Raw genomic sequence first — 26054 nt, forward strand, 5'->3', positions numbered from 1 at the left:
GAAATCGTTTAGAAATTGCCCTTCACCCAAGCCTGGAGCCGCTCGAACAGCGGTGCCTTGGGCTCTTCGCTGCTGTAGCTGTCACGGCTGCCGATGCCCGAGAACGAGATCCCGTCGGATTGCTTTTGCAGGCCGTACATCAACAGGCCCACGCCAGTCGAATAGATCGGGTTGCGCACCACGTCATCCAGGCCCTTGACGCCATGGGGCACGCCCAGGCGCACCGGCATGTGGAAAATCTCTTCGGCCAGCTCGACCGCGCCTTCCATCTTCGACGTACCGCCGGTCAGCACGATGCCGGCCGGGATCAGGTCTTCGTAGCCGCTGCGGCGCAGTTCGGCCTGGATCAGCGTGAACAGTTCGTCGTAGCGCGGCTCGACCACTTCGGCCAGGGCCTGGCGCGACAATTCGCGCGGCGGACGGTCGCCGACGCTCGGCACCTTGATGGTTTCACCGGCACCGGCCAGCTTGGCCAGGGCGCAGGCGTAACGGATCTTGATTTCCTCGGCGTACTGGGTCGGGGTGCGCAGCGCCATGGCGATGTCGTTGGTCACCTGGTCGCCGGCAATCGGGATCACTGCCGTGTGGCGGATGGCGCCTTCGGTGAAGATCGCGATGTCGGTGGTGCCGCCGCCGATGTCGACCAGGCACACGCCGAGTTCTTTCTCGTCGTCGGTCAGCACCGAGTAGGCCGAAGCCAGTTGCTCAAGGATGATGTCGTCGATTTCCAGGCCGCAGCGACGCACGCACTTCTCAATGTTCTGCGCGGCGTTCACGGCGCAGGTGACCACGTGGACCTTGGCTTCCAGGCGTACGCCGGACATACCCAGAGGCTCGCGTACGCCTTCCTGGTTATCGATCACGTAATCCTGCGGCAGGGTGTGCAGCACCCGCTGATCGGCCGGAATCGCCACGGCCTGGGCCGCGTCGAGTACGCGCTCAAGGTCGGCGGAGCTGACTTCACGGTCCCGAATCGCCACGATGCCGTGGGAGTTCAGGCTGCGGATGTGATTGCCCGCGACACCGACGAACGCCGAGTGGATCCGGCAACCGGCCATCAGCTGCGCTTCTTCGATGGCGCGCTGGATCGATTGGACGGTGGACTCGATGTTCACCACCACGCCTTTCTTCAAGCCACGGGACGGGTGTGTACCGATCCCGACGATGACCAGCGTGCCGTCGTCCGCGACCTCGCCTACCAGCGCTACCACCTTGGAAGTGCCGATATCCAGACCGACGATCATTTTTCCGCTTTGCACGTTTGCCATGGGTCCTGCCTCTTCTTAATTCTTCGCGACGGCGGGTTCGGCCGTCGTCGGCGCTACAGGTTCCCGCCAGCCAACAGCGAGGCCGTTGGCGTAGCGCAGATCGATGCGCGCAATGTTCGTAATCTGTTCTTTGAGCGTCTTGTCATAGATGGCAATGAAGCGGCGCATCTTTTCCACCAGGTTGCCGCGCCCGAGCAACAGCTCGATGCCCGGCCCCGAGCTGCCCGCGCCAGTGGTCAGGAACCAGCTGCCGCGCTCACGCAATTCCAGGCGCGCGATGGAGAAGCCCAGTGGCCGCAACATCTGACTCAACACCTGGTATTGCTGCATCACTTGCTGCTGGGCCCGCTGTGGACCGAACAGTTGTGGCAAATGTTCATAATTGGCCAGTTCCCGTGGCGTAAACGCCTGGCCCTGGTTGTTCAACAGCGACTCGTCGCCCCAACGGGCCACCGGCAACTGCTCTTCCAGACGAATCGACACCTGGTCCGGCCATACCCGCCGCACTTCGGCGTGGGCGATCCAGGGCATCTGCTCCAGCTCGGTGCGCATGCCCGCCAGGTCGATGGTGAAGAAGCTCGACGCGACGAACGGAGCGATCCGCTGCTGCACCGCCTGCTGGCTGATGTAGCTCAGGTCACCCTGGACGTTGATCCGGGCGATTGGCCGATCGGCATAAGGCAGCAGCCGCTGCGCGCCTTCATACGTGCCGAACCCCAATACCACCAGCATCACCGGCCAGAACAGGCTCTTGAGAAAGCCGAAATTGGCTTTCGGCAAGCGCGCCGACATCGGCTCTTTGGCCACCATTCGGCTGGCACCCCGCGGCACCGGCTTGCGACCGGGTGCGGATGGCTGATGACGAAGCGATGCGCCTTGCATGGCTTAACCCCTGGACTCTTGGTTGCCGACACTGGCGGCCAGGATCGACAGCACCAGTTGCTGGAAATCCAGGCCGGCAGCGCGAGCCGCCATCGGAACCAGGCTGTGGTCGGTCATGCCGGGCGCGGTGTTGACTTCCAGGAACCAGAACTGCCCATCGGCGTCCTGCATCACGTCCGCCCGCGCCCAACCGGCGATACCCAGCGCCTCACAGGCCTTGGCCGTGAGGTCCATCAATTGTTTTTCCTTGGCAGCGTCCAGCCCGCAGGGAATGCGGTACTGGGTGTCATTGGCGATGTACTTGGCGTCGTAGTCGTAGAACGTGTGGGGCGTGCCCAGCGCAATCGGGGGCAACACCTGGTCACGCAGGGTGGCGATGGTGAACTCGGGACCGGTGATCCATTGCTCGACCAACACTTGCGAATCGTAGGAACTGGCGTCCTTCCAGGCTGCGGTCAACTCAGGCAGCGAATTCACTTTCGCCATGCCGATACTTGAACCTTCATGGGCCGGTTTGACGATCAAAGGGAAGCCCAGTTCCGTCGCCGCCGAAATACAATCGGCCTCGGACGCCAGCACGGCGTGACGCGGCGTCGGGATGCCGAGGCTGTGCCAGACCTGTTTGGTGCGCAACTTGTCCATCGCCAGGGCGGACGCCAGGATGCCACTGCCGGTGTAGGGAATGCCCAGGCATTCGAGCAAGCCCTGCATGCTGCCGTCTTCGCCGCCACGGCCATGAAGAATGATGAAGGCGCGATCGATCTTTTCGCTCAGCAGGCGCTGCAGGAAGTCGTCGCCCACGTCGATGCCGAATGCGTCGACGCCGGCGCTTTGCAGGGCTTGCAGCACGGCGTTGCCGGACTTGAGAGAGACCTCGCGCTCGGCGCTCTTGCCACCGAACAGCACGGCCACGCGGCCGAAGGCTTTCGGATCAAGGGTCGAGACCAGGTTGGCGTAGGCAGCAGTCATTTCAGTTTCCCCTCGCTGGAGGCCACGGTGGCTCCGGCGAATAACGGACTTTTCAACAGTTTCGGGGCCAGGCCACCGATATCACCGGCGCCCTGGCAGAGCAGGATGTCGCCGGCGCGCAGCAGCGGCTTGACCAGCGGCGCGAGGTCCACGCCGCGGTCGATGTAGATCGGGTCCAACTGGCCGCGCTGGCGGATGCTGTGGCACAGCTGGCGGCTGTCGGCGCCCGGGATCGGCTCTTCGCCGGCCGGGTAGACTTCCATCAACAGCAGCACGTTGGCGTCGGCCAGCACCTGGACAAAATCGTCGTACAGGTCGCGGGTGCGGCTGTAGCGGTGCGGCTGGTAGACCATCACCAGCCGGCGCTCCGGCCAGCCACCGCGCACGGCCTTGATCACCGCCGCGACTTCGGTCGGGTGATGGCCGTAGTCATCCACCAGCATCACGTTGCCGCCGTCCACCGGCAGCTCGCCGTAGACCTGGAAGCGTCGACCCACGCCCTGGAACCCGGACAGGCCCTGGACGATGGCTTCATCGCTGACGCCTTCGTCGGTGGCGATGCAGATGGTCGCCAGCGAGTTGAGCACGTTGTGGTTGCCGGGCATGTTCACCGACACGTCCAACGGCTCGCGATCAGGACGCAGCACGGTGAAGAACGTCTGCATGCCCTGCTGGCGCACGTTGATCGCGCGCACGTCGGCGTCTTCGCCAAAGCCGTAGGTCACGGTCGGACGCTTGATCAGCGGCAGGATTTCGCGCACCACCGGATCGTCCAGGCACACCACCGCCAGACCGTAGAACGGCAGGTTGTGGAGGAACTCGACGAAGGTTTTCTTCAGTTTGTTGAAGTCACCGTCGTAGGTCGCCATGTGGTCGGCGTCGATGTTGGTCACCACGGCCACCAGCGGTTGCAGGTGCAGGAAACTTGCATCGCTCTCGTCGGCTTCGGCGATCAGGTAGCGGCTGGTGCCCAGTTGGGCGTTGGTGCCCGCGGCGTTCAGGCGCCCACCGATCACGAACGTCGGGTCCAGGCCACCGGCAGCGAACACCGAGGCGATCAGGCTGGTGGTGGTGGTCTTGCCGTGAGTACCGGCGACGGCGATGCCGTGGCGATAGCGCATCAGCTCGGCGAGCATCTCGGCGCGCGGCACCACGGGAATGCGACGTTCCAGGGCGGTGGCGACTTCCGGGTTGGAAGTGTTCACGGCGCTGGAGACCACCAGCACATCGGCGTTGGCGGCGTTCTCGGCACGATGGCCGATGAAAATCTGTGCACCGAAGGATTCCAGGCGCTCAGTGACCGGCGAAGCCTTCAGGTCGGAACCCGAGACCTGGTAACCCAGGTTCAGCAACACCTCGGCGATCCCGCACATGCCCACGCCGCCGATCCCGACGAAGTGGATGCGGCGGATGCGGCGCATTTCCGGCTGCGGCATGGCTTTGCGATTCTCAACCATGGGCCACCTCCAGGCAGGTATCGACCACTTGGGCCGTTGCATCGGGTTTGGCCAGGCGGCGCGCGGCGCGGGCCATGTCTTCGAGTGTTTGCGGCTGCATCAAGACCTCTGTCAGGCGCGCGGCTAGATCCGCGGCGCCAGTCGTTCTTTGTGGCATCAGGAAGGCAGCGCCTTCGCGGGCCAAATAATCGGCGTTGCGGGTCTGGTGATCGTCGATGGCGTGGGGCAAAGGCACCAGCATCGAGGGCAGACCGGCGGCAGCCAGTTCACTGACGGTCAGCGCGCCTGCGCGGCAGACCACCAGGTCGGCCCAGCCATAGGCTTGGGCCATGTCTTTGATGAAAGGCTGCACTTGCGCCTCGACGCCAACGGCGCGATAGCGCTCGGCGGTCACTTCATCGTGGTTTTTGCCAGCCTGGTGAAACACTTCCGGGCGCAATTCGGCGGCGACCTGGGACAAGGCTTCGGGCAGCAGTTTGTTCAACGGTTCCGCTCCCAGACTTCCGCCCAGGATCAGCAAACGCGCCTTGCGTCCGGCCAGGGCCGGGCGCGGTGTATCGAGGAACAGCTCCGTGCGCACCGGGTTACCGGTGGTGCGACGGCTGCCCGACAGGGTAAAGGTGTCGGGGAAGGCTTCACACACTCGAGCGGCCAACGGCACCAGTAACCGATTGGCGGTACCAGCGACCGCGTTCTGCTCATGGACGATCACCGGCACACCGGCCAGTTTTGCCGCGACGCCGCCAGGACCGGTCACATAACCGCCGAAGCCGACGACACATACCGGCCGCAGCCGACGGATGACCGCCCGCGCCTGCCAGATCGACTTGAGCAGCATCAGCGGTGCCTTGAGCAGAGACAGCTTGCCTTTGCCCCGCAGGCCACTGGCGTTGATCCGATGCAGCTCGAGGCCGGCGGCGGGTACCAGTTCATTCTCGATGCCACGCGGCGTGCCGAGCCAGTGCACGGTGTAGCCGCGCGCCTGGAACTCCCGGGCACAGGCCAGCGCCGGGAATACATGCCCGCCGGTTCCGCCCGCCATGATCAGTACGTTAGCGCCCATGAGTCGGCTCCTCGGCGAAGTCGCTTTCATGGAATTCCATTTCTTCACTGCCCAGGTGGGTTCGACTTTCCCACTCGATGCGCAGCAACAAGCCGAGGCAGGCACAGCAGATCACCAGGGAGCTGCCGCCATAACTGAGGAACGGCAGCGTCAGGCCCTTGGTCGGCAGCAGACCGACGTTCACCCCGATGTTGATCAGGAACTGGCCGATCCAGAGGAACGACAGGCCGTACGCCACGTACGCGGCAAAGAACTGCTTGGCCTTCTCGGCCCACAAGCCGATGTACATGCCGCGCACACAAACGAAGACGAACAGCGCGACGGTGCACAGGGAGCCCACTACCCCCAGCTCCTCGGCGAGAACCGAGAACACGAAGTCGGTGTGAGCTTCCGGCAGGTAGAACTGCTTTTGCACACTGTTGCCCAGGCCCACGCCCAGCCACTCGCCGCGACCGAAGGCGATCAACGCCTGGGTCAACTGGTAGCCGGAACCGAACTGGTCGGCCCACGGATCGGTAAAGGTGATCAGGCGCGCCATCCGGTATGGCTGCGCCTGCACCAGGACGGTCACTGCCGCGAACGCCAGCGCTACCATCAAGGTGAAGCGGAACAGCCCGACACCGCCGAGGAACAGCATTGCCGCCGCCGCGCCCATCATCACCACCGTCGCGCCGAAGTCCGGCTCCATCAGCAGCAGGCCGGCCATCGGCAGCAGCACGATGAACGGCTTGAAGAAGCCCATCCAGCTCTCGCGCACTTCTTTCTGACGACGCACCAGGTACCCGGCGAGGTAGATCACCACAAAGACCTTGGCGATTTCCGAAGGCTGCACGTTGAAGAAGCTGAAGCCGATCCAGCGCATGGAGCCGTTGACCTCGCGGCCGATACCCGGCACCAGCACCATCACCAGCAGGCCGAAGGCACCCAGCAACATCAGCCAGCCCAGGCGTTGCCAGGTGGCGATCGGCACCATCATGGTGACAATGCACGCGCCCAGGCCGATCACCAGGTAAATCAGGTGGCGGATCATGTGGTAGAGGGTGTTGCCCGATTGCACGGCGGCCACTTCCGACGAGGCGGAGGTGATCATCACCAGGCCCAGGCCGAGCAGCGCCAGGCAGCCGGCGAGCATCGGGAAGTCCAGGTCGATACCGCGACCGGTAATCAGCGGCGACGGGTACGGCTTGATGATGTTCATCAGGCTCATGCCAAGTCCTCCGCAGCCCGGGCGAACAGTTGCCCGCGCTCTTCGTAATTCTTGAACATGTCGAAACTGGCGCAGGCCGGCGACAACAGCACGGCATCGCCCGGTTGCGCGAGGGCACGGCATTGCTGCACGGCTTCGTCCAGCGAGGCGACGCGAACCTGTGGCACGGCATCGCCGAGGGCCTGGGCGATCAGTTCGCGATCGCGGCCCATCAGCACCACGGCACGACAGTTGGCCGTCACCGGATCGCGCAGGTCCTTGAAGTCGGCGCCTTTGCCATCGCCACCGGCGATCAGCACGAGCTTGCCCTGGATGTCCGCGCCGAGGCCTTCGATGGCAGCCAGGGCGGCGCCAACGTTGGTGGCCTTGGAATCGTTGTACCAGGCCACGCCATCCAGGTCGCGCACCCACTGGCAGCGGTGCTCGAGCCCGGCAAAGCTGCGCAGCGCCGAAAGCATGGCGTCGAACGGCAGCCCGACGGCATGCCCGAGGGCGAGCGCGGCCAAGGCATTGGCTTGGTTATGGGCGCCGCGAATCTTCAGTTCGCGCACCGGCATCAGGTTCTGGAATTCGAAGGCCAGATATTTCTCGCCGTTCTCTTCGCGCAAACCGAAGCCTTTGAAATCTGGAGCGCCGAGGCCGAAAGTCCAGCATGGCAGCCCTTCGCTCATCAGCGGACGGGTCAAGGCATCCTGGCGGTTGAAAACCACTTGCCGGGCACCACGGAAAATCCGGTGCTTGGCCAGGTGATAGGCCGGCAGGCCGCTGTAGCGGTCCATGTGGTCTTCGCTGATGTTCAGCACAGTGGCCACTTCAGCGCCAAGGTGATCGGTGGTCTCGAGCTGGAAGCTCGACAGTTCCATGACGTACAGCTCGACCTCGTCGCTGAGCAGATCCAGCGCCGGGGTGCCGAGGTTGCCGCCCACGGCGACACGCTTGCCGGCGGCCGCGGCCATTTCACCGACCAGCGTGGTGACGGTGCTTTTCGCATTGGAACCGCTGATGGCGATAATCGGCGCCTTGGCGTTGCGCGCGAACAGCTCGATATCGCCGGACAATTTCACGCCACGGGCGGCGGCAGCCTGCAGGGCCGGGGTCGCCAGGGCCAGGCCCGGGCTCACGTAAAGCTCGTCGGCGCGGCACAGGAACTCGACGTCCAGCTCGCCACAACGCACATCCACCTGGGGATAGTCACGACGCAGCGTGGCCAGCTCAGGCGGATTTTCCCGCGTATCGGCGACGGCAAACGACACACCCCGGTTCGCCAGGAAGCGAACCAGGGACATGCCGCTCTTGCCGAGGCCGACAACGATGCGGAAGTGGTCAGAAGCGATCAGGGACACTCGTTCTACCTCAGCTTCAGGGTGGCAAGGCCGACCAACACGAGAATCACGGTGATAATCCAGAAACGGACAATCACACGCGGCTCGGGCCAGCCCTTGAGTTCAAAGTGGTGGTGGATCGGCGCCATGCGAAATACCCGGCGGCCGGTCAATTTAAAGGAAGCAACCTGAATGACGACTGACAGGGTCTCCATCACGAACACGCCGCCCATGATGAACAGGACGATTTCCTGGCGAACGATGACGGCGATGGTGCCCAGGGCCGCGCCCAGCGCCAGCGCGCCGACGTCGCCCATGAAGACTTGCGCCGGGTAGGTGTTGAACCAGAGGAAGCCCAGGCCGGCACCGATCAGCGCGCCGCAGAATACGATCAGCTCGCCCGCCCCCGGTACATAAGGAATCAGCAGGTATTCAGCGAATTTCACGTTACCCGACAGGTAGCAAAAGATCCCCAGCGCACCACCAACCATCACCGTTGGCATGATCGCCAGGCCGTCGAGGCCGTCGGTGAGGTTGACCGCGTTGCTCGAACCGACGATCACCAGGTAAGTCAGCACTATGAAACCTGCGCCCAGCGGGATGCTGTAGTCCTTCAGCATCGGCAGGATCAGAGTGGTTTCCACCGGCGAGGCGGCGGTCATATAAAGGAAGATCGCCGCGCCGAGGCCGAACACCGACTGCCAGAAATATTTCCAGCGGCTTGGCAGCCCACGGGAGTTCTTCTCGATGACCTTGCGGTAGTCGTCGACCCAGCCAATGGCGCCGAAAAACAGCGTCACCAGCAGCACGACCCAGACGTAACGGTTCGCCAGGTCGGCCCAGAGCAAGGTGCTGATACCGATGGACGACAGGATCAGCGCGCCGCCCATGGTCGGGGTGCCGGATTTGGACAGATGCGACTGCGGGCCGTCGTTACGAACCGACTGGCCGATCTGCAGGCTCTGCAGGGTGCGGATCATCCACGGGCCCAGGAACAGCGACAACGACAACGCGGTCAGCACACCCAGGATCCCGCGCAGGGTCAGGTACTGGAAGACCGCGAAGCCTTTGTGGAACTGTTGCAGGTACTCCGCTAGCAGCAGCAGCATTAATGTTTCTCCATACGGGTGCCGCACAAAGCCGCAACGATGTTTTCCATCGCCGCACTGCGTGAGCCCTTGATCAATAGGGTGGTGTTCGGGTCTTGCTCGGCGCCCAGGGCCTGGATCAGCTCGGCCTGCGTGGTGAAATGCTGTGCGTGCTCGCCAAACGCCGCCACGGCGTGGGCCATCATCGGGCCGACGGCGTACAGCGCATCGACCTTGCCGCGCGCGTAGGCACCGACATCGTGATGGCCTTGCTGCGCCCACTCGCCCAGCTCACCGATATCCCCGAGCACCAGCACGGTGCGACCGGAGAAACCGGCAAGGATATCCACAGCGGCGCACATGGACGTCGGGTTGGCATTGTAGGTGTCGTCGATGACGCGCATGCCGTTGCTTGCCAACTGCGCGACGCTGCGTCCCTTGACCGGTTGTACGGCGTTCAACCCGGCGACAATGCCCGGCAACGACACACCCAGCGCATGGGCGGCGGCCGCGGCGGCCAGGGCATTGGCAACGTTTTGCGTGCCAAGCAGGTTCAACTGCACGCGCTCCGCGCCATCAGGGCTGTGCAGGTTGAAAGCCGGGCAACCACGGGCGTCGCGATCCAGGTCGCTGGCGTAGAAATTCGCCGCCAGGTTGCTCAGGGCGAAGGTCAGCACCTTGCGCTCCCCGGCCCGGGCCTTCCAGATTTCGAAGGCTTTATCGTCGAGATTGAGCACGGCGACGCCATCCTCAGCCAGCCCTTCGATGATCTCGCCCTTGGCCTCGACAATTTTCTCGGGGCCGCCGAACTCGCCGACATGGGCGGTCCCGGCGTTGTTGAGCACCGCCACGTGAGGCTTGGTCATGCCGACCGTGTAGGCAATCTCGCCGAGCCGTGAAGCGCCGAGCTCGATGACCGCGGCGCTGTGCTCCGGCGCCAGCTCCAGGAGGGTCAGAGGCACGCCGAGGTCATTGTTCAGGTTGCCACGGGTCGCCAGGACCGGACCGCGCGTGCGCAGGATGCTCGCGAGCATTTCCTTGACCGTGGTCTTGCCGCTGGAACCGGTGATGGCCGCGACCGGATTGGCAAACGCCGCGCGATTCAGCGCACCGAGCTGGCCGAGGGCCTGGCGAGTGTCGCTGACTAGCAACTGCGGCAGCGTGCTGTTGCTTACTTCCCGCTCGACCAGTGCCGCGACCGCGCCTTTGGCTGCAACCTCGTTGAGGTAATCGTGACCGTCGAAACGTGGTCCGGCCAGGGCGACGAACAACTGCCCCGGCGCGATCGCCCGGCTGTCGATGCTGACGCCGTCGAACGAGGCGTCCGCGGCGATCAGGCGCGCATTCAAAGCGTTGCTCAGCTCGCTGAGCTTCAAGGCCTTAAGCATGGGCCACCTCCCACGCGGTCAGGGCGTGATCGGCTTCCACCAGATCGGAAAAGGCTTGGCGCACGCCGTTTATTTCCTGGTAGTCCTCGTGCCCCTTGCCGGCCAGGACGATGACGTCGTCCGCCGAAGCGCTGGCGATCAATTGGGCAATGGCCTGGCCACGCCCGGCCACGAAGGTGACGTTGTCCACCTCCGAGAAACCGGCGCGGATGTCGTCGAAAATGCGCGCCGGATCTTCACTGCGCGGATTGTCATCGGTGACCAACACGCCATCGGCCAGTCGTTCCACGACCTCGGCCATCAATGGGCGCTTGCCGCGATCACGATCGCCGCCGCAGCCGAACAGACAGAGCAACTTGCCCTTGGCGTGCGGGCGCAGGGCCGTGAGGACTTTTTCCAGTGCATCGGGGGTGTGGGCATAGTCGACCACTACCAGCGGCTGGGTTCCGCCGCCCAGGCGCTGCATGCGTCCGGCCGGACCTTCGAGTTTCGGCAGCACCTTGAGAATTTCGTCCAGGGCATAGTCCAGCCCGAGCAAGGCGCCAATGGCGGCCAACACGTTGCTCAGGTTGAAACGCCCCAGCAAGGTGCTACGCAAGTGGTGCTCGCCCTGGGGCGTGACCAGCGTGGCGCGCACGCCTTCGTCATCGAACTGCGCCTGACGGATATAAAGGTAGGCGCTGGGGTCTTCCTGGCTGTAGGTGATCAACCGGGACTCGCGCTGCTCGGCGGCCAGTTGGCGGCCGAACTCGTCATCAATGTTGATGACCCGGCACTTCAGATCGTTCCAGGCGAACAGCCTGGCCTTGGCTTCGCCGTAGGCTTGCATGGAGCCGTGGTAGTCCAGGTGATCCCGAGACAGGTTGGTCAGCACCGCGACGTCGAACGCCAGTGCAGTGACGCGACCCTGATCGAGGCCATGGGAAGAGACTTCCATCGCCACGGCCTTGGCGCCGGCCTTCTTCAGGTCGGCCAGGGTCGCCTGCACGGCAATCGGGTTCGGCGTGGTGTGCAGGCCGCTTTGCAGCGCGCCATGGAAACCGTTGCCCAGCGTTCCGACGATGCCGCAATGCTGGCCAAGCAGATCCAGCGCCTGCGCCACCAACTGGGTGACGCTGGTTTTGCCGTTCGTGCCCGTCACGCCGATCAGGTTCAGGTGACGGCTCGGTTCGCCATAAAAACGCCCGGCGATGTCCGACAGCTGCGCCACCAGTCCCTTGACCGGGATCAGCGGAACATCGGTGATCGGCAGCACGGTCGCGCCGTTCACTTCATAAGCTACCGCCGCCGCGCCGCGCTTCAAGGCGTCGGCGATGTGGTCACGACCATCGAAACGGGCACCCGGCACCGCCAGGAACAGGTCTCCGGCGCGCACGTCGCGGCTGTCGAGGGCCAGCTCGCGAATCAGCAGGTCGTGCCCGGCGTGGGCAAAAATCTTGTTCAGGCTCAGGGACATCAGCCTCGCCCTCCGTCGGCTTTCAGGGGGACGACCGGGGCGGTACTCGCCTGCTGGGTCGGCGGCAGATTATCCGGGGTGATATTCATCAGGCGCAGGGTGCCGGACATCACTTTGCTGAACACCGGCGCCGATACCAGGCCGCCGAAATAACCGGCCTTGCTCGGTTCGTCGATGACCACCACGATGGCATAGCGCGGATCGCTCATCGGCCCGAAGCCGGCGAACAGCGAACGATAGGAATTCTCGGCATAACCCTTGGTGCCCACGGAAGTCTTGCGCGCCGTACCGGACTTGCCGGCAACGTGATAGGCCGGAACCTGAGCGCGATAGACACCGCGCGGCGCCTCGATCACCTGTTGCAGCATGCCCTGCATGGTCTTGGCGACGTCCTCAGGAATTACCTGGGTAGTTTGCGGCGCCTTGTCGGTCTTGATCAGCGTCAACGGGGCAATACGGCCGTTGTTAGCCAGCGCGGAAAACGCGTGGACGAGCTGGATCGCCGTCACGGAAACACCGTAGCCGTAGGACAAAGTGGCTGTTTCCGCCTTGCGCCATTCACGATAGTTGGGCAGGTTGCCGACGCGCTCGCCCGGGAAGCCCAGGCCCGTGTCCTGGCCGAGGCCGATCTTCTGGGCCAGGCGATAAATCGCGTCGCCACCGATATCGAAGGCAATCTTGCTCATACCGACGTTACTGGAATTGATCAGGATGCCGGTCAGGTCGAGCACCGGTCCTTCGGTCTTGGATACGTCACGAATGGTGTACTTGCCGATCTGCAACGTGCCCGGATAGACCTCGACGGTGTCGCTCGGCTTCCAGCGCCCGGTTTCCAGCGCGGCGGCCATGGACACGGCCTTCATCGTCGAACCGGGTTCGAACACGTCGATCATCGCGCGGTTGCGCATCATTGCCGGCTGCAGGTTGCGACGGTTGTTCGGGTTGTAGGTCGGCTGGTTGACCATGGCGAGGATCTCGCCGGTCTTCACGTCCATGATCACCAGGCTGCCGGCCTTGGCACCGTTCTCGACGATGGCGTTGCGCAGCTCGCGGTTGGCCAGATATTGCAGGCGCAGGTCAATGGACAACGCCAAGGGCTTGCCGGCCTTGGCGTTTTTGGTGACCTGGACATCCTTGATCAGCCTGCCGCGCCGATCCTTGATGACCTGGCGCTTGCCGGCGACACCGGCGAGCCATTCGTCGTAGGCCAGCTCGACCCCTTCCCGTCCCCGGTCATCGATGTCGGTAAACCCGACCATATGGGCGGTGACCTCACCGGCCGGATAAAAACGCCGAAACTCTTCGATGCCGTAGACGCCCGGCACTTTCAGGTCGAGCACGCTCTGGCCTTGCTCGGGCGTCAGCCCGCGCACCAGATAGATGAATTCCTTGTTGGCCTGGGCTTCGAGGCGTTCGGTCAGAGCCTTGGGGTCCTGGCCGAGGGCGGCAGCCAGCGCCGGCCACTTCTCCTTGGCCTGCTGCATTTCCTTGGCGTTCGCCCACAAGGTGGTCACCGGGGTACTGACAGCCAGCGGCTCGCCATTGCGGTCGGTGATCAGGCCACGGTGAGCCGGGATCGGGATATGACGCACGCTACGGGCGTCGCCCTGCTCCTTGAGGAAGTCACGGTCGACCACCTGCAAGTCGATGATGCGCCACGAGATGGCCGCGACCATGATCCCGAGCAAACCCAGGACCAGGCGGAACCGCCACGGGAACAGCGCCCCTTCGAGCTTCATCATGGCGCCACCATCTGCACTTCAGCCGCACCGGGGATGCGCATCTTCAGTTGTTCGGTCGCCAGGACTTCGATACGGCTGTGGGCGGTCCAGGTACTTTGCTCCAGGATCAACCGACCCCACTCGGCCTGCGCCTTGTCGCGCACGCTGAGCTCGTTGTAAAGGGTGTTGAGCAACTGCCGGTTCCAATGCGCGCTGTAAGACACGGCAATGGCCGACACGAGCACGCCAATAAACAGCAGCAGCATGAAAAAGCTGCCGCCTGGCAGGGGCTTGGCGAAGAGCTTGCTCACCGCAACTTCTCCGCGACACGCATAACGGCGCTACGGGCGCGAGGGTTGGCCTTGAGCTCGGCCTCGGAGGCGAACTGCGCTTTGCCATGAATCTTGATTTTCGGTACGAAGGCCTCGAAACGCACCGGCAGATTGCGCGGCAGGTTATCGGCTTCGCCTTTGGTGAGCTTGCGCATGAACAGCTTGACGATACGGTCTTCCAGGGAATGGAAGCTGATCACCACCAGGCGCCCGCCGATTTCCAGTGCCTCGAGAGCGGCTTCGAGACCGGCCTCAAGATCGCCCAATTCGTTGTTGACGTGGATACGCAGCCCTTGGAAAGCCCGGGTCGCCGGGTTCTTGCCTTTTTCCCAGGCAGGGTTGGCAACCTTCAGCACTTCGGCCAGATCACCGGTACGCTCGAACGGCTTGATGTCGCGACGCTCGACCACCGCGCGCGCCATGCGCCCGGAAAAACGTTCCTCGCCGTATTCCTTGAACACGCGGGCGATTTCTTCTACGGACGCGGTATTGACGAATTCAGCCGCGCTGATGCCACGGGACGGATCCATGCGCATGTCCAGCGGACCGTCGTTGAGAAAACTGAAGCCGCGTTCCGGGTCGTCCAGCTGCGGCGAAGACACGCCCAGGTCAAGCAACACGCCGCTGACCTTGCCTGCCAGGCCGCGTTGGGCGACTTCCGAACCGAGCTCCGCAAAGCTGCGCTGCACAACGACAAAGCGGCCGTCTTCGGCCGCTAGCGCTTGCCCGGTGGCAATCGCTTGAGGATCCTTGTCGAACCCCAGCAGCCGACCGTCCGGACCGAGCTGGCTGAGAATCAGCCGGCTGTGCCCGCCACGCCCGAACGTGCCGTCCAGATAGCAGCCATCAGGACGTACGGCGAGAGCCTCGACGGCTTCGTCAAGCAGTACGGTGATGTGGTTAAAGCCGCTATCAGTAGTCACAGGATCAAATCACGCAGTTCATCAGGCATGGCGCCCGGTTGTTGAATAGCAGCAAGGTCGGCGGCAGAAACCGCATTCCAGGCATCTTCGTCCCACAGCTGGAACTTGTTCAGTTGGCCCACCAGCATCGCGCGCTTGTCCAGCTTGGCGTACTCGCGCAGACGCGGCGGCACCAGGAAACGACCGCTGCCGTCGAGTTCGAGGTCGACGGCATTACCGATCAGCAAGCGTTGCAGGCGACGGTTCTCTTCCCGCAGCGAAGGCAGTGCGCGCAGTTTGGTTTCGATGATTTCCCACTCATCGAGAGGGTAAACGCATAAACATGGATCAACGGCGTCGATCGTGACGATTAACTGCCCTGAACTTCGCGAAACGAGCTCGTCACGATACCGGCTCGGCATGGCGAGACGGCCTTTTGCATCGAGACTGATAGCGTTAGCTCCGCGAAACACGTCAGCGTTTCTCCACTTTTTGGCGTTTTACCTTCAAAAAAACCCACTTCATGCCACTTTCCGCCACTTGCGCACACTATAGGAATGCGCCCACCGCACCGTCAAGGCGCGGAATGAAGGAAAAGCCTTATAGATCGGAGATTTAGGAGCGTTTCAGGAGGGGCAACAAGAAACTGACGTAGGAAAATTCGCTTTAACTCGAAGGCACACAGGGGACTGCACGCAGAAGTTAAAGTGATTTATTAAGAGTAAGATTTTTTTGATCTTAGGAACTGCTTCTGCCATTGATTCCGGCAGGGAGGGAAAAGGTGGAGAGTCGATCTGTAAGCCGGGTTCTGTCTTGAACAGTCATTCGTCTACGATGGCCATCACTGGACATCTTTAGCAACCTACCCGGTCCCAGCGCGGGCCACGCCTTGGGACCCTATTTGGTCTTGCTCCAAGTGGGGTTTACCTAGCCACGAACTGTTGCCAGTCGTGCGGTGCGCTCTTACCGCACCTTTTCACCCTTACCGGCGCCGAAGCGCTTAGGCGGTTATTTTCTGTGGCACTTTCCGTAGGCTCGCGCCTCCCAGGCATTACCTGGCACTTCGCCCTATGGAGCCCGGACTTTCCTCCCCCCCCTAATTTTCATAGAGGGCAGCGACTGTCCGATCGACTCTCCGCCGCGAAGGTTAACGGTAGCGCGCCCGAAGAACAAGCGCTAAAAGCCCTTGGCCAGCTTGGCGCGCCGGTTTCATTGGGCCTTCTGTTTATCCAGCGCAGCCTGATACAGCACATTCTTGCGCTCGCCGGTGATCTGCGCGGCGAGGGCCGCCGCTCGCTTGAGGGGCATTTCCTCCAGCAACAGATCAAGGATGCGCATCGCTTCGCTACTGACGGCGTCTTCGTCCTGGGGCGGTGTCCAGCCCGCGACCAGCACCACACACTCGCCACGCTGCTGATTGCTGTCGCTTTCAACAAACGCACGCAACTGCGCCAGAGGCAGCCCCTTCAAGGTCTCGAAGGTTTTCGTCAGTTCCCGAGCCAGCAATGCCTGGCGCTCGGGACCGAACACCAGCTCCATGTCCTGGAGACATTCGAGGATACGGTGCGGCGCCTCATAAAAGATCAGCGTTCGAGGTTCCTCCTTTATAGCTTCCAGGCGCCCTCGCCGCCCCACCGCCTTGGCCGGCAGGAAACCTTCGAAGATAAACCGGTCCGATGGCAAGCCGGCCGCCGACAACGCCGCGATCAATGCACAGGCACCTGGTACCGGCACTACATTGATACCGGCAGCGCGGGCCTGGCGCACCAGGTGGTAACCCGGATCGGAAATCAGCGGCGTGCCGGCATCGGAAATCAGCGCCACATTGTCGCCGGCCAGCAGACGGGTAATGAAACGACTGCCTTCGTCCCGTTCGTTATGTTCATGGCAAGCTGCCAATGGCGTGGAAATGCCGAAGTGCTGCAGCAGACGCTGGGAGTGACGCGTATCTTCGGCGGCGATAAGGGCGACCTCGCCAAGGATCTTCAGCGCGCGGGCGCTGATATCGTCCAGGTTGCCGATGGGCGTCGCCACCACGTAAAGCGAGCCGGCAGCGGAATTCAAAGCACCTGGAGCAGTCAAAGCGCACACCTCATGATCATGAAAGTGGGCATTGTAGCGTGTGCCGCCACTCTCAGCCGCTCACATTAATCCTTGTGGCGAGGGAGCTTGCTCCCTCCCACGGGGTCAGACATTCGAGTGAGCAGCATCTTTGTGCTGCAATGCACGCTTTGAAATACCTAAATTGATCGATTCACACCACTAACATCGCGCCCCGGCCAGTGCTTGGGTACAATTCGACGCTAATTTGATCTCGTATCAGGAACACTTACATGATCGCTTGCCTGCGGCTGCTCTCCGCCCTCTGCCTCGCTGCCCTCCTGGCGGCTTGCGTCAGCTCGCCCTCGTCCAGCCTTGGCGAACTTCCACGGACCCCGGACGCCAGTATCGAGCAATTGCTCGAACAGGCCGCCCAGAGTAAAAACCCGGAACAAGCCGCCCTGCTGCGCTTGAGCGCCGCCGACCAGGCCTACCGCCAGGGCAATGCCGGCCAGTCCGCACAGATCCTGCAACAAGTGCCGATGGAGCAGCTCAAGCCCGGCCAGCAGATTTTCGCCAACACGCTGTCGGCCGAACTGGCGATGACGCGCAACCAGCCCAAGGCCGCGCTGACTTCGCTGAGCCATCCGAGCCTGCAGCACCTGAGCGAAATGCCCGTGGAGCAGCAAGTCCGCACCGGTACCGTCCGCGCTCGCGCCCTGGAGGCCGATGGCCAGACCCTGGCCGCCGCCCGCGAGCGGATCTTCATTGCTCCGCTGCTTGAAGACGAAGCAAAGGCAAAAAATCACGAAGCCATCTGGACACTGATCGCCTCGCTGCCCACCGATCAACTGCAACCGACCACTACCGACGATCTCGGTGGCTGGCTGAGCCTGGCCAAAGCCGTGAAAACCGCCGGCACCCTGGAGCAGCAGCAAGCCGCCATCGACAGCTGGCGCGAACAGAACCCGAAACACCCTGCCGCACTCCAGTTGCCGACGCCGCTGGTCAAGCTCAAGGAGCTGGCAAGCCAGCCACTGGGCAAGATCGCCGTGTTGCTACCGCAGAATGGCCCGCTGGCCGCGGTCGCAAAAGCACTGCGCGAGGGCTTCATGGCCGCGCATTACCAGGCCCAACAGGCCGGGCAGAAGCCGCCGAGCATCCAGTTCTATGACAGCGCCAGCCTGACCTCGATGGACGAGTTCTATCGCAAGGCCCAGGCCGACGGCGTACAGCTGGTGGTCGGCCCGTTGGAAAAACCATTGGTCAAGCAGATCAGCACCCGCCCGCAATTGCCGATCACCACCCTGGCGCTGAACTACAGCGAAGGCGAACAAGGCCCGCCGCAACTGTTCCAGTTCGGCCTGGCGCCTGAAGACGAAGCCCGCGAAGTCTCCCGGCGCGCCCGCGCCGACGGCCTGCATCGCGCAGCCGTGATGGTGCCGAAAGGCGAATGGGGCGATCGCGTCTTGAAAGCCTTCAGCCAGGATTGGCAGGCCAATGGCGGGACCATCATGGCAATCGAGCGTGTCGACCAGCCGGTGCAACTGGCCCAGCAGATCGCCGACATGTTCCAGTTGCGCCAGAGCGAAGGTCGCGCCAAGAGCCTGCAAAGTACGGTAGGCACCGCGGTCGCGGCGCAGCCATCGCGTCGCCAGGATATCGAGTTCATTTTCCTCGCGTCGACCCCGCAGCAGGCCCAGCAGATCAAGCCGACCCTGAACTTCCAGTACGCCGGCGACGTGCCGGTCTACGCGACCTCCTCGGTGTTCAGCGTCAGCGGCGACCAGAACCAGTACAACGACATGAACGGTGTTCGCTTCTGCGAAACTCCATGGCTGCTCGACGCGAACGATCCGCTGCGCCAGCAGGTCACCGCGCAGTGGCCCCAGGCGGCCGGCAGCCTGGGCCGGCTGTACGCGATGGGCGCTGACGCCTATCGCCTGGCTCCACGCCTCGGCCAGCTCAAGGCCCTGCCGGACAGCCGCATCGAAGGCCTGTCGGGTAGCCTGGCTGTCTCCCCGACCCAGCGCGTGCAACGTCAACTCCCTTGGGCGCAGTTCGTCAACGGCCAGGTCCAGCGCCTGCCGGACACTCCGCGCTGATGCCCGACCGATCGCGCCAGCAAAGCGGCAGGGATGCCGAGGGCCTCGCCCTCGCGCATCTTGAGCAACACGGCCTGCGACTGCTGGCGCAAAACTGGCTGTGCAAACGCGGCGAGCTGGATCTGGTCATGCTTGACGGCGATACAGTAGTATTCGTCGAAGTCCGCTACAGAAAAAATACCCAATGGGGTGGCGCGCTCGACAGCATTGACCAGCGCAAGCGCCAGAAGCTGGTTTTCGCCGCGCAGTATTTCCTGCAACGCGAGTCTCGCTGGGCCGATCATCCTTGTCGCTTCGACGTGGTTGCCATCGATAGCAACGTCGACCAACTGAATTGGCTGCAAAACGCCTTCGACAGTTGAGCGCAGCCGAGCCGGACACCTTCACTCAACTTTTTTGCTCTTTGCTTTGCGCGCCGCACATTTGTGCCGATAAGTCGCGCTACTTAAGGTCACACAGATGGACATGCAATCGCGAATCCGCCAGCTTTTTCAGGCCAGCATCGACACCAAGCAACAGGCGATGGACGTACTTGCACCGCACATCGAGCAAGCCAGCCAAGTGATGGTCAATGCCTTGCTCAACGAGGGCAAGATGCTTTCGTGCGGCAATGGCGGTTCGGCCGGCGACGCCCAGCACTTTTCTTCGGAACTGCTCAACCGCTTCGAGCGCGAACGTCCGAGCCTGCCGGCCATCGCACTGACGACCGATAGCTCTACGATTACCTCGATCGCCAACGACTACAGCTACAACGAAGTGTTCTCCAAACAGATCCGCGCCCTCGGCCAGCCTGGCGATGTGCTCCTGGCGATCTCCACCAGCGGCAATTCGGCGAATATTATTCAAGCGATCCAGGCCGCACATGATCGCGAAATGATTGTCGTAGCATTGACCGGTCGCGACGGCGGCGGCATGGCTTCACTGCTGTTGCCTGAAGACGTCGAGATCCGCGTACCGGCCAATGTCACCGCACGTATTCAGGAAGTCCACCTGCTGGCGATCCACTGCCTTTGCGACTTGATCGACAGCCAACTGTTCGGGAGTGAAGAATGACCCCTAATCGCCTAGGCCTTTTGGCCCTGACCCTGTGCCTCGGCATCAGCGGCTGCACATCGGTGGTTAACGCCAGCCGGGAAAAGCCGATTGAAGACGACCGCGGCACCCGCACCTTCGGCAGCAAGATCGACGACTCGTTGATCGAAACCAAAGTGGGCGTGAACATTGCCAAGGCCGACCCGGACCTGGACAACAATTCGCACATCGTCGTCACCAGCTTCAACGGCGTTGTGCTGCTGGCCGGCCAGACGCCCCGCGCCGACCTCAAGGCCAAGGCCGAACAGGAAGCCAGCGCGGTGCAGCGGGTCAAGACCGTGCACAACGAGCTGCAGGTCCTCCAGCCCTCCTCACTGCTGGCCCGCCAGAACGACGCCTGGCTGACCACCAAGATCAAGACGCAGATGCTCACCGACGCCAGCATTCCTGGTTCGCGCATCAAGGTTGTGACAGAGAACGGGATTGTCTATCTGCTGGGGTTGCTGACCAAACAGGAGGCCGCTCAGGCGACCAATCTGGTTCAGGGTGTGTCTGGGGTGCAGAAGATCGTCAAGTTGTTTGAGTACATTGACTGATATCGAGCTCTGATTCGCTCAAGAAAACGGCGCTTGCTCCGCGATGGAGAGGCGCCGTTTTTTTACGGGATATTCCTTAAAGCCGACCTGGTTTCGGTGGGTTTTGCATTTTCTCTGTGGGAGCGAGCCCGCTCGCGAAGGCAGAGTATCAGCCGATCAAAATGTCGGATGTGGTGGCCTCTTCGCGAGCAGGCTCGCTCCCACGGGATATCTGTGATGCACATGGGTGCCGATTGGTGGGGCATTCAAAAAAATGCCCGCATCTCACGACACGGGCATTTTCTCAACCAGGTAACCGGGCTTTCACACTGACCCGATCACTTCACCACTTTCAAACTAGGCCGCCCGCTAGGACGCGGCGGCTCGTCGTCGGGCGGCAGGTCCTCATCCGCCTCGAACTCTTCCTCACCATCCAACGGCACTTCCAGCTCGAATACCATGCCCTGGCCATTCTCCCGGGCATAGATCCCCAGGATCGAGGCAATCGGCACGTACAGCGTATGCGGCACCCCACCGAAGCGCCCCTCGAAACTGACCGCATCGTTGTCCATGTGCAAATGACGCACAGCGGCCGGCGATACGTTCAAGACAATTTGCCCGTCATTGGCAAAACCCTGCGGCACCTGTACCGACGGATACTCGGCATTAACCAGCATGTGCGGGGTGCAATCGTTGTCCACAATCCACTCGTAGAGCGCGCGGACCAGATAAGGTCGACTGGAGTTCATAGCGGCTCCCTAAGCCTTAGCGCATGTCACGTTCGACACCAGACAGACTCGCCTGGAAAGCCTCACGCGCAAATTGGCGCTCCATATAATCAAGCAACGGCTTGGCGGGCCGTGGCAGTTCGATACCCAGGATCGGCAAACGCCAGAGTATGGGCAATAGGCAGCAATCCACCAGACTTTGTTCCTCACTGAGGAAAAACGGCTTGTCGACAAACAGCGGCGACACACCGGTCAGGCTTTCGCGCAATTCCTTGCGCGCCACGACACGCGCCGGCTCCTTGGTCCTGGAATCCAGGATCAGGTCCACCAGCCCGCACCAGTCACGCTGGATGCGATGGATCAGCAAACGACTGTTGGCACGCGCGACCGGGTACACCGGCAGCAAAGGCGGATGCGGATAACGCTCATCCAGGTATTCCATCACCACGGTCGACTCCCACAGTGCCAGGTCACGATCGACCAGCGTGGGCAGGCTGCCGTAAGGGTTCACCTCGATCAGCTTCGGCGGCTGACGGCCCGCTTCGACGTAAATGATCTCGGCGCTGACACCCTTCTCGGCCAGTACGATACGTACCCGGTGGGAATAGTGGTCGGCGGGGTCGGAGTAACAGGCCAACCGATTGGTCACGCCCATGGCGATCCTCCTCGCTTGTTGAAATTATCGAAAAACGGAAAAACGAGCGCGCCCAGAGGGCGTCTCCCGTAACCACCTGGCCGACCAGGCTCGTTACACCTTCAGAGACGCCCTTGGGCGCGCACGATTAACAGCAACGGCTTACAGCTTTATCAATGCACGTCTTTCCAGTATTCACGCTTGAGCAGATAAGCGAATACGAAGAAGAACGCCAGGTACAGCAATACATACGTACCGATGCGCTGATGTTCCAGCTTCACCGGGTTGGCCGAGTAGGCCAGGAAGGTCACCAGGTTCTTGACCTTCTCATCGAACTGCTCCGGGGTCAGGCTGCCGGAGTTCGGCACGATGGTCAGCTGGTCGCAGGCTTCATGGGTCAAAGCGGTGCCGGTCAGCGGATCATATTGCTTCTTGCCGTCCTCGACGATCTGAACCTGCTTGCAGCCTATCACCTGACGACCCTGCAGGCCGACCAGAACGTTCGGCATGCCGACGTTCGGGAAGACCTTGTTGTTCACGCCCCAAGGGCGCGCCGGGTCTTCATAGAACGAACGCAGATAGCCATAGAGCCAGTCGGTACCACGCACGCGCGCCACCAGGGTCAGGTCGGGCGGCGCCGCGCCGAACCAGGTCTTGGCATCCGCCGGCTGCATGCCGATGTTCATGTGGTCGCCCAGCTTGGCGCCGGTGAACACCAGCTTTTCAAGCATCAACTCATGGGGAATACCCAGGTCATCGGCCACGCGCTCGTAGCGTTGGAACTTGGCGCTGTGGCAGCCCATGCAATAGTTGGCGAAAGTACGGGCGCCGTCCTGCATGGCCGCTTTGTCGGAAACGTCGATGTCGACTTTTTCCAGCTCCGGACCACTCGATGTGGACGCAAAGGACAGGACAGGCAAAGCAGCAAGAATCAGTACAGAAAATAGCTTTTTCATCAGCCAGCCACCCTTTCCGGAACCGGTTTGGTCTTCTCGAGCCTGGTGTAGAACGGCATCAGAATGAAGTAGGCGAAGTACAGGAAGGTGCAGACCTGCGACAGCAGCGTCCGGCCCGGTGTCGGTGCCAGCACACCCAGCACGCCGAGGATCACGAACGAGATGCAGAACACCCAGAGCCAGATCTTGCTCAGCCAGCCCTTGTAGCGCATCGACTTGACGGGGCTGCGGTCCAGCCAGGGCAGGACGAACAGCACGGCAATCGCGGCGCCCATGGCAATTACGCCCAGCAGCTTGTCGGGAACCGCCCGCAGGATCGCGTAGAACGGGGTGAAGTACCAGACAGGAGCAATGTGCTCAGGGGTCTTGAAGGCGTTGGCCTGTTCGAAGTTCGGCTTCTCGAGGAAGTAGCCGCCCATTTCCGGGAAGAAGAACACGATCGAACAGAAGATGAACAGGAAGACCACCACGCCGACGATGTCTTTCACGGTGTAGTACGGGTGGAAAGCGATGCCATCCAGCGGCACGCCGTTCTCGTCCTTGTGTTTCTTGATGTCCACGCCATCGGGGTTGTTCGAGCCGACTTCGTGCAACGCCAGGATGTGCAGCACCACCAGGCCGAGGATCACGATCGGCAAGGCCACGACGTGCAAGGCGAAGAAGCGGTTCAGGGTAATGCCCGAGATCAGGTAGTCACCACGGATCCACTGGGTCAGGTCATCGCCGATGACCGGGATCGCACCGAACAGCGAGATGATCACCTGGGCGCCCCAGTAGGACATCTGGCCCCACGGCAGCAGATAACCCATGAAGGCTTCGGCCATCAGCGCGAGGTAGATCAGCATGCCGAACACCCACACCAGCTCACGCGGCTTCTGGTACGAACCGTAGAGCAGGCCACGGAACATGTGCAGATAGACCACGATGAAAAACGCCGAGGCGCCGGTGGAGTGCAGCAGACGCAGAATCGAGCCGTACTCGACATCACGCATGATGTACTCGACGGAGGCAAACGCTTCCTCCGCCGACGGCGTGTAGCTCATGGTCAGCCAGACACCGGTAACGATCTGGTTGACCAGGACGAGCAGGGCCAGGGAGCCAAAAAAGTAGAAGAAGTTGAAATTCTTCGGCGCGTAATACTTGCTGAGATGGTCTTCCCACATCTTGGTCGCGGGAAAGCGCGCATCAAACCAGTCCATTAATTTGCTCATCACGCTTTCTCCGTATCGACGCCAACGACAATGATGTCGTCCGACTCATAGGAATGCGGGGGAACTGGCAGGTTCAGAGGTGCAGGCTGCGATTTGTAGACGCGACCGGCCAGGTCATAGTGGGAGCCGTGGCATGGGCAGAAATAACCACCGACCCAGTCTTTGCCCAGGTCGGCAGGCGCCACTTCGGGACGGAACGTTGGCGAGCAACCCAGGTGAGTGCAAATCCCGATCAGCAGCAGGACTTCCGGCTTGATCGAACGGGTTTCAGGGTTGACGTATTCCGGTTGGACCGAGTTCTTGGAAGAGGGATCGGACAGCTGGCCCTCGATCTTTTTCAGATTCCCCAGGATCTCCTCTGTACGGCGGACGATGAATACCGGCTGGCCGCGCCACTCAGCAATCATCTGCTGGCCTGGCTCGATCTTGCTGACATTCACTTTCACCGGTGCGCCTGCGGCTTTCGCCTTGGCACTGGGAAACCATGACCCCACGAACGGGACCGCAGCCCCCACCGCTCCTGCAGCACCCACCACGGATGTGGCTGCTACCAGGAAGCGACGCCGGCCTGCATTCACGCCGTCATTGCTCATTCAGTCCTCTCCCATCAGCTTTGTGGCCTGTTAAATCAGGCGTCTACTAAGTAAAAATCTGAACTTATAAAAATTTTGCCGAATGGTAATGAAAACCCCCAATTCTGACAAGGTAATTACCCAGCGGCCAAACCGCCAGGCCTTGTAGTATAGGGGCTCTACGAATGTGGCAAGTTGTCACAGAGCAATTATTTCGAGCATAAAAAAAACGCCCAGCTCCGTGAGGAACTGGGCGCCTTTTGAACGCGGAAGCGAAATTAACGCTTCGAGTACTGCGGACGCTTACGCGCTTTACGCAGACCGACTTTCTTACGTTCTACTTCGCGAGCATCGCGAGTTACGAAGCCAGCTTTACGCAGGGCGCTGCGCAGAGTTTCGTCGTAATCCATCAGGGCGCGAGTGATGCCGTGGCGGATTGCGCCAGCCTGGCCACTTACACCACCACCGATAACGGTGACGTAGATGTCGAACTTCTCGACGGTCTCGGTCAGTTCCAGCGGCTGACGAACTACCATGCGGGCAGTTTCGCGGCCGAAGAAGTTATCCAGGGAGCGGTTGTTGATGGAGATGTTGCCAGTACCCGGACGCAGGAAAACGCGTGCGGTTGCAGTCTTGCGACGGCCAGTGCCGTAATTTTGAGTCGCCGACATAATGAACTATTCCGTTAAAACTTCAGTTCTTGGGGCTGCTGAGCAGTATGAGGGTGAGCAGCGCCCGCATAAACCTTCAGCTTACGATACATGTCGCGACCCAGTGGGTTTTTAGGCAGCATGCCTTTAACCGCGGTCTCGATCACGCGCTCAGGGGCTTTGGCGATCAGCTTTTCGAAGTTGATCGACTTGATGCCGCCAGGAAAACCGGAGTGGGAGTAGTACATTTTGTCAGTGGTTTTAGCGCCAGTAACACGTACTTGCTCGGCATTGATCACGACGATGTAGTCACCGGTGTCAACGTGAGGGGTGTACTCAGGCTTGTGCTTGCCACGCAGACGGCTCGCGATTTCGGTGGCCAGACGACCCAGGGTCTGACCAGCAGCGTCGACGACAAACCAGTCGCGCTTTACTGTTTCCGGTTTAGCAGTAAAAGTTTTCATTCTTTATAGCCTCAGGGGCCGCCCTGTAAATT

General features: G+C 61.8%; 26 protein-coding genes and 1 other RNA gene. 4 read left to right on the forward strand and 23 right to left on the reverse strand.

Going from position 1 to position 26054, the window contains the following annotated elements; translation table 11 throughout:
* Window positions 1-8 precede the first annotated feature (8 nt).
* From ftsA to rsmI, 16 genes are all read right to left on the reverse strand, one after another.
* Window positions 9-1268 carry a cell division protein FtsA gene (gene ftsA / locus J3P96_RS23025; RefSeq protein WP_058542749.1) on the reverse strand — a complete coding sequence of 420 codons (1260 nt, stop codon included), beginning with the start codon at window positions 1266-1268 and terminating at the stop codon, window positions 9-11.
* Between the two features lie 15 nt (window positions 1269-1283).
* Window positions 1284-2150: a cell division protein FtsQ/DivIB gene (locus J3P96_RS23030; RefSeq protein ID WP_434569734.1), complete on the reverse strand. Its 867-nt coding sequence runs from the start codon at window positions 2148-2150 to the stop codon at window positions 1284-1286.
* A 3-nt stretch (window positions 2151-2153) separates the two neighbouring features.
* Entirely contained in the window at window positions 2154-3119 is a 966-nt protein-coding gene (locus J3P96_RS23035) for a D-alanine--D-alanine ligase (RefSeq protein ID WP_305496638.1), read from the reverse strand.
* Window positions 3116-4576, reverse strand: a complete 1461-nt coding sequence (gene murC / locus J3P96_RS23040) for a UDP-N-acetylmuramate--L-alanine ligase (RefSeq protein WP_305496639.1) — start codon at window positions 4574-4576, stop codon at window positions 3116-3118. The genes J3P96_RS23035 and murC overlap by 4 nt, the downstream gene beginning before the upstream one ends.
* Entirely contained in the window at window positions 4569-5639 is a 1071-nt protein-coding gene (gene murG, locus J3P96_RS23045) for an undecaprenyldiphospho-muramoylpentapeptide beta-N-acetylglucosaminyltransferase (RefSeq protein ID WP_434569735.1), read from the reverse strand. The genes murC and murG overlap by 8 nt, the downstream gene beginning before the upstream one ends.
* Window positions 5629-6846, reverse strand: coding sequence for a putative lipid II flippase FtsW (ftsW, locus tag J3P96_RS23050; protein WP_370870999.1), 1218 nt, complete (start codon window positions 6844-6846; stop codon window positions 5629-5631). The genes murG and ftsW overlap by 11 nt, the downstream gene beginning before the upstream one ends.
* Window positions 6843-8189 (reverse strand): UDP-N-acetylmuramoyl-L-alanine--D-glutamate ligase, encoded by a 1347-nt coding sequence (gene murD, locus J3P96_RS23055; RefSeq protein ID WP_434653613.1) that lies wholly within the window; start codon window positions 8187-8189, stop codon window positions 6843-6845. Before murD ends, ftsW begins: the two co-directional genes overlap by 4 nt.
* Before the next feature lie 5 nt (window positions 8190-8194).
* Complete coding sequence (gene mraY / locus J3P96_RS23060) at window positions 8195-9277, reverse strand: phospho-N-acetylmuramoyl-pentapeptide-transferase (protein WP_339478079.1); 1083 nt, start codon at window positions 9275-9277, stop codon at window positions 8195-8197.
* Entirely contained in the window at window positions 9277-10644 is a 1368-nt protein-coding gene (locus tag J3P96_RS23065) for a UDP-N-acetylmuramoyl-tripeptide--D-alanyl-D-alanine ligase (protein WP_434653614.1), read from the reverse strand. Before J3P96_RS23065 ends, mraY begins: the two co-directional genes overlap by 1 nt.
* Window positions 10637-12100 (reverse strand): UDP-N-acetylmuramoyl-L-alanyl-D-glutamate--2,6-diaminopimelate ligase, encoded by a 1464-nt coding sequence (locus tag J3P96_RS23070; RefSeq protein ID WP_434653615.1) that lies wholly within the window; start codon window positions 12098-12100, stop codon window positions 10637-10639. Before J3P96_RS23070 ends, J3P96_RS23065 begins: the two co-directional genes overlap by 8 nt.
* Window positions 12100-13839, reverse strand: a complete 1740-nt coding sequence (locus J3P96_RS23075) for a peptidoglycan D,D-transpeptidase FtsI family protein (RefSeq protein ID WP_434658307.1) — start codon at window positions 13837-13839, stop codon at window positions 12100-12102. Before J3P96_RS23075 ends, J3P96_RS23070 begins: the two co-directional genes overlap by 1 nt.
* The gene (gene ftsL / locus J3P96_RS23080) at window positions 13839-14132 is read right to left on the reverse strand and encodes a cell division protein FtsL (protein WP_003178214.1); all 294 of its coding nucleotides are present in this window, start codon (window positions 14130-14132) and stop codon (window positions 13839-13841) included. Before ftsL ends, J3P96_RS23075 begins: the two co-directional genes overlap by 1 nt.
* Window positions 14129-15076 carry a 16S rRNA (cytosine(1402)-N(4))-methyltransferase RsmH gene (rsmH, locus tag J3P96_RS23085; protein ID WP_305496646.1) on the reverse strand — a complete coding sequence of 316 codons (948 nt, stop codon included), beginning with the start codon at window positions 15074-15076 and terminating at the stop codon, window positions 14129-14131. The genes ftsL and rsmH overlap by 4 nt, the downstream gene beginning before the upstream one ends.
* Complete coding sequence (mraZ, locus tag J3P96_RS23090) at window positions 15073-15528, reverse strand: division/cell wall cluster transcriptional repressor MraZ (protein ID WP_003205355.1); 456 nt, start codon at window positions 15526-15528, stop codon at window positions 15073-15075. The genes rsmH and mraZ overlap by 4 nt, the downstream gene beginning before the upstream one ends.
* A gap of 308 nt (window positions 15529-15836) precedes the next feature.
* Window positions 15837-16190, reverse strand: an RNA gene (rnpB, locus tag J3P96_RS23095) — RNase P RNA component class A.
* Window positions 16191-16264: 74 nt separating this feature from the next.
* On the reverse strand, window positions 16265-17137 hold the full coding sequence (gene rsmI / locus J3P96_RS23100) for a 16S rRNA (cytidine(1402)-2'-O)-methyltransferase (RefSeq protein ID WP_434625955.1): 873 nt from the start codon (window positions 17135-17137) through the stop codon (window positions 16265-16267).
* Between the two features lie 251 nt (window positions 17138-17388).
* Between rsmI and J3P96_RS23105 the strand changes: the two genes are divergently transcribed.
* The 4 genes from J3P96_RS23105 (at window position 17389) to J3P96_RS23120 (ending at window position 20828) form a co-directional block, all read left to right on the forward strand.
* Window positions 17389-19200 (forward strand): penicillin-binding protein activator, encoded by a 1812-nt coding sequence (locus tag J3P96_RS23105; RefSeq protein WP_434653616.1) that lies wholly within the window; start codon window positions 17389-17391, stop codon window positions 19198-19200.
* Window positions 19200-19562, forward strand: coding sequence for a YraN family protein (locus tag J3P96_RS23110; protein WP_434569741.1), 363 nt, complete (start codon window positions 19200-19202; stop codon window positions 19560-19562). Before J3P96_RS23105 ends, J3P96_RS23110 begins: the two co-directional genes overlap by 1 nt.
* 97 nt (window positions 19563-19659) lie before the next feature.
* Complete coding sequence (locus J3P96_RS23115; RefSeq protein ID WP_007928463.1) at window positions 19660-20253, forward strand: phosphoheptose isomerase; 594 nt, start codon at window positions 19660-19662, stop codon at window positions 20251-20253.
* Window positions 20250-20828 (forward strand): BON domain-containing protein, encoded by a 579-nt coding sequence (locus J3P96_RS23120; protein ID WP_030139689.1) that lies wholly within the window; start codon window positions 20250-20252, stop codon window positions 20826-20828. Before J3P96_RS23115 ends, J3P96_RS23120 begins: the two co-directional genes overlap by 4 nt.
* 317 nt (window positions 20829-21145) lie before the next feature.
* Here the strand turns inward: J3P96_RS23120 and J3P96_RS23125 are convergent, their stop codons facing one another.
* The 7 genes from J3P96_RS23125 to rplM all read right to left on the reverse strand — a co-directional run bounded on the left by J3P96_RS23125 (window position 21146) and on the right by rplM (window position 26022).
* Complete coding sequence (locus tag J3P96_RS23125) at window positions 21146-21556, reverse strand: ClpXP protease specificity-enhancing factor (protein ID WP_434569742.1); 411 nt, start codon at window positions 21554-21556, stop codon at window positions 21146-21148.
* 16 nt (window positions 21557-21572) lie between these two features.
* Entirely contained in the window at window positions 21573-22190 is a 618-nt protein-coding gene (locus tag J3P96_RS23130) for a glutathione S-transferase N-terminal domain-containing protein (protein WP_003178195.1), read from the reverse strand.
* 152 nt (window positions 22191-22342) lie between these two features.
* Window positions 22343-23125: a cytochrome c1 gene (locus J3P96_RS23135; protein ID WP_305496653.1), complete on the reverse strand. Its 783-nt coding sequence runs from the start codon at window positions 23123-23125 to the stop codon at window positions 22343-22345.
* A complete protein-coding gene (locus J3P96_RS23140) occupies window positions 23125-24336 on the reverse strand; it encodes a cytochrome b (RefSeq protein ID WP_434625960.1) in 1212 nt (403 codons plus the stop codon). Before J3P96_RS23140 ends, J3P96_RS23135 begins: the two co-directional genes overlap by 1 nt.
* The gene (gene petA, locus J3P96_RS23145) at window positions 24336-24929 is read right to left on the reverse strand and encodes a ubiquinol-cytochrome c reductase iron-sulfur subunit (RefSeq protein ID WP_305496657.1); all 594 of its coding nucleotides are present in this window, start codon (window positions 24927-24929) and stop codon (window positions 24336-24338) included. The genes J3P96_RS23140 and petA overlap by 1 nt, the downstream gene beginning before the upstream one ends.
* Before the next feature lie 257 nt (window positions 24930-25186).
* Entirely contained in the window at window positions 25187-25579 is a 393-nt protein-coding gene (gene rpsI, locus J3P96_RS23150) for a 30S ribosomal protein S9 (RefSeq protein ID WP_003228056.1), read from the reverse strand.
* Window positions 25580-25593: 14 nt separating this feature from the next.
* A complete protein-coding gene (gene rplM, locus J3P96_RS23155) occupies window positions 25594-26022 on the reverse strand; it encodes a 50S ribosomal protein L13 (RefSeq protein ID WP_003205365.1) in 429 nt (142 codons plus the stop codon).
* Window positions 26023-26054 lie beyond the last annotated feature (32 nt).

Origin of the sequence: Pseudomonas sp. R3-56, assembly GCF_051132075.1 — a bacterium.
Classification (GTDB): Bacteria; Pseudomonadota; Gammaproteobacteria; order Pseudomonadales; family Pseudomonadaceae; genus Aquipseudomonas.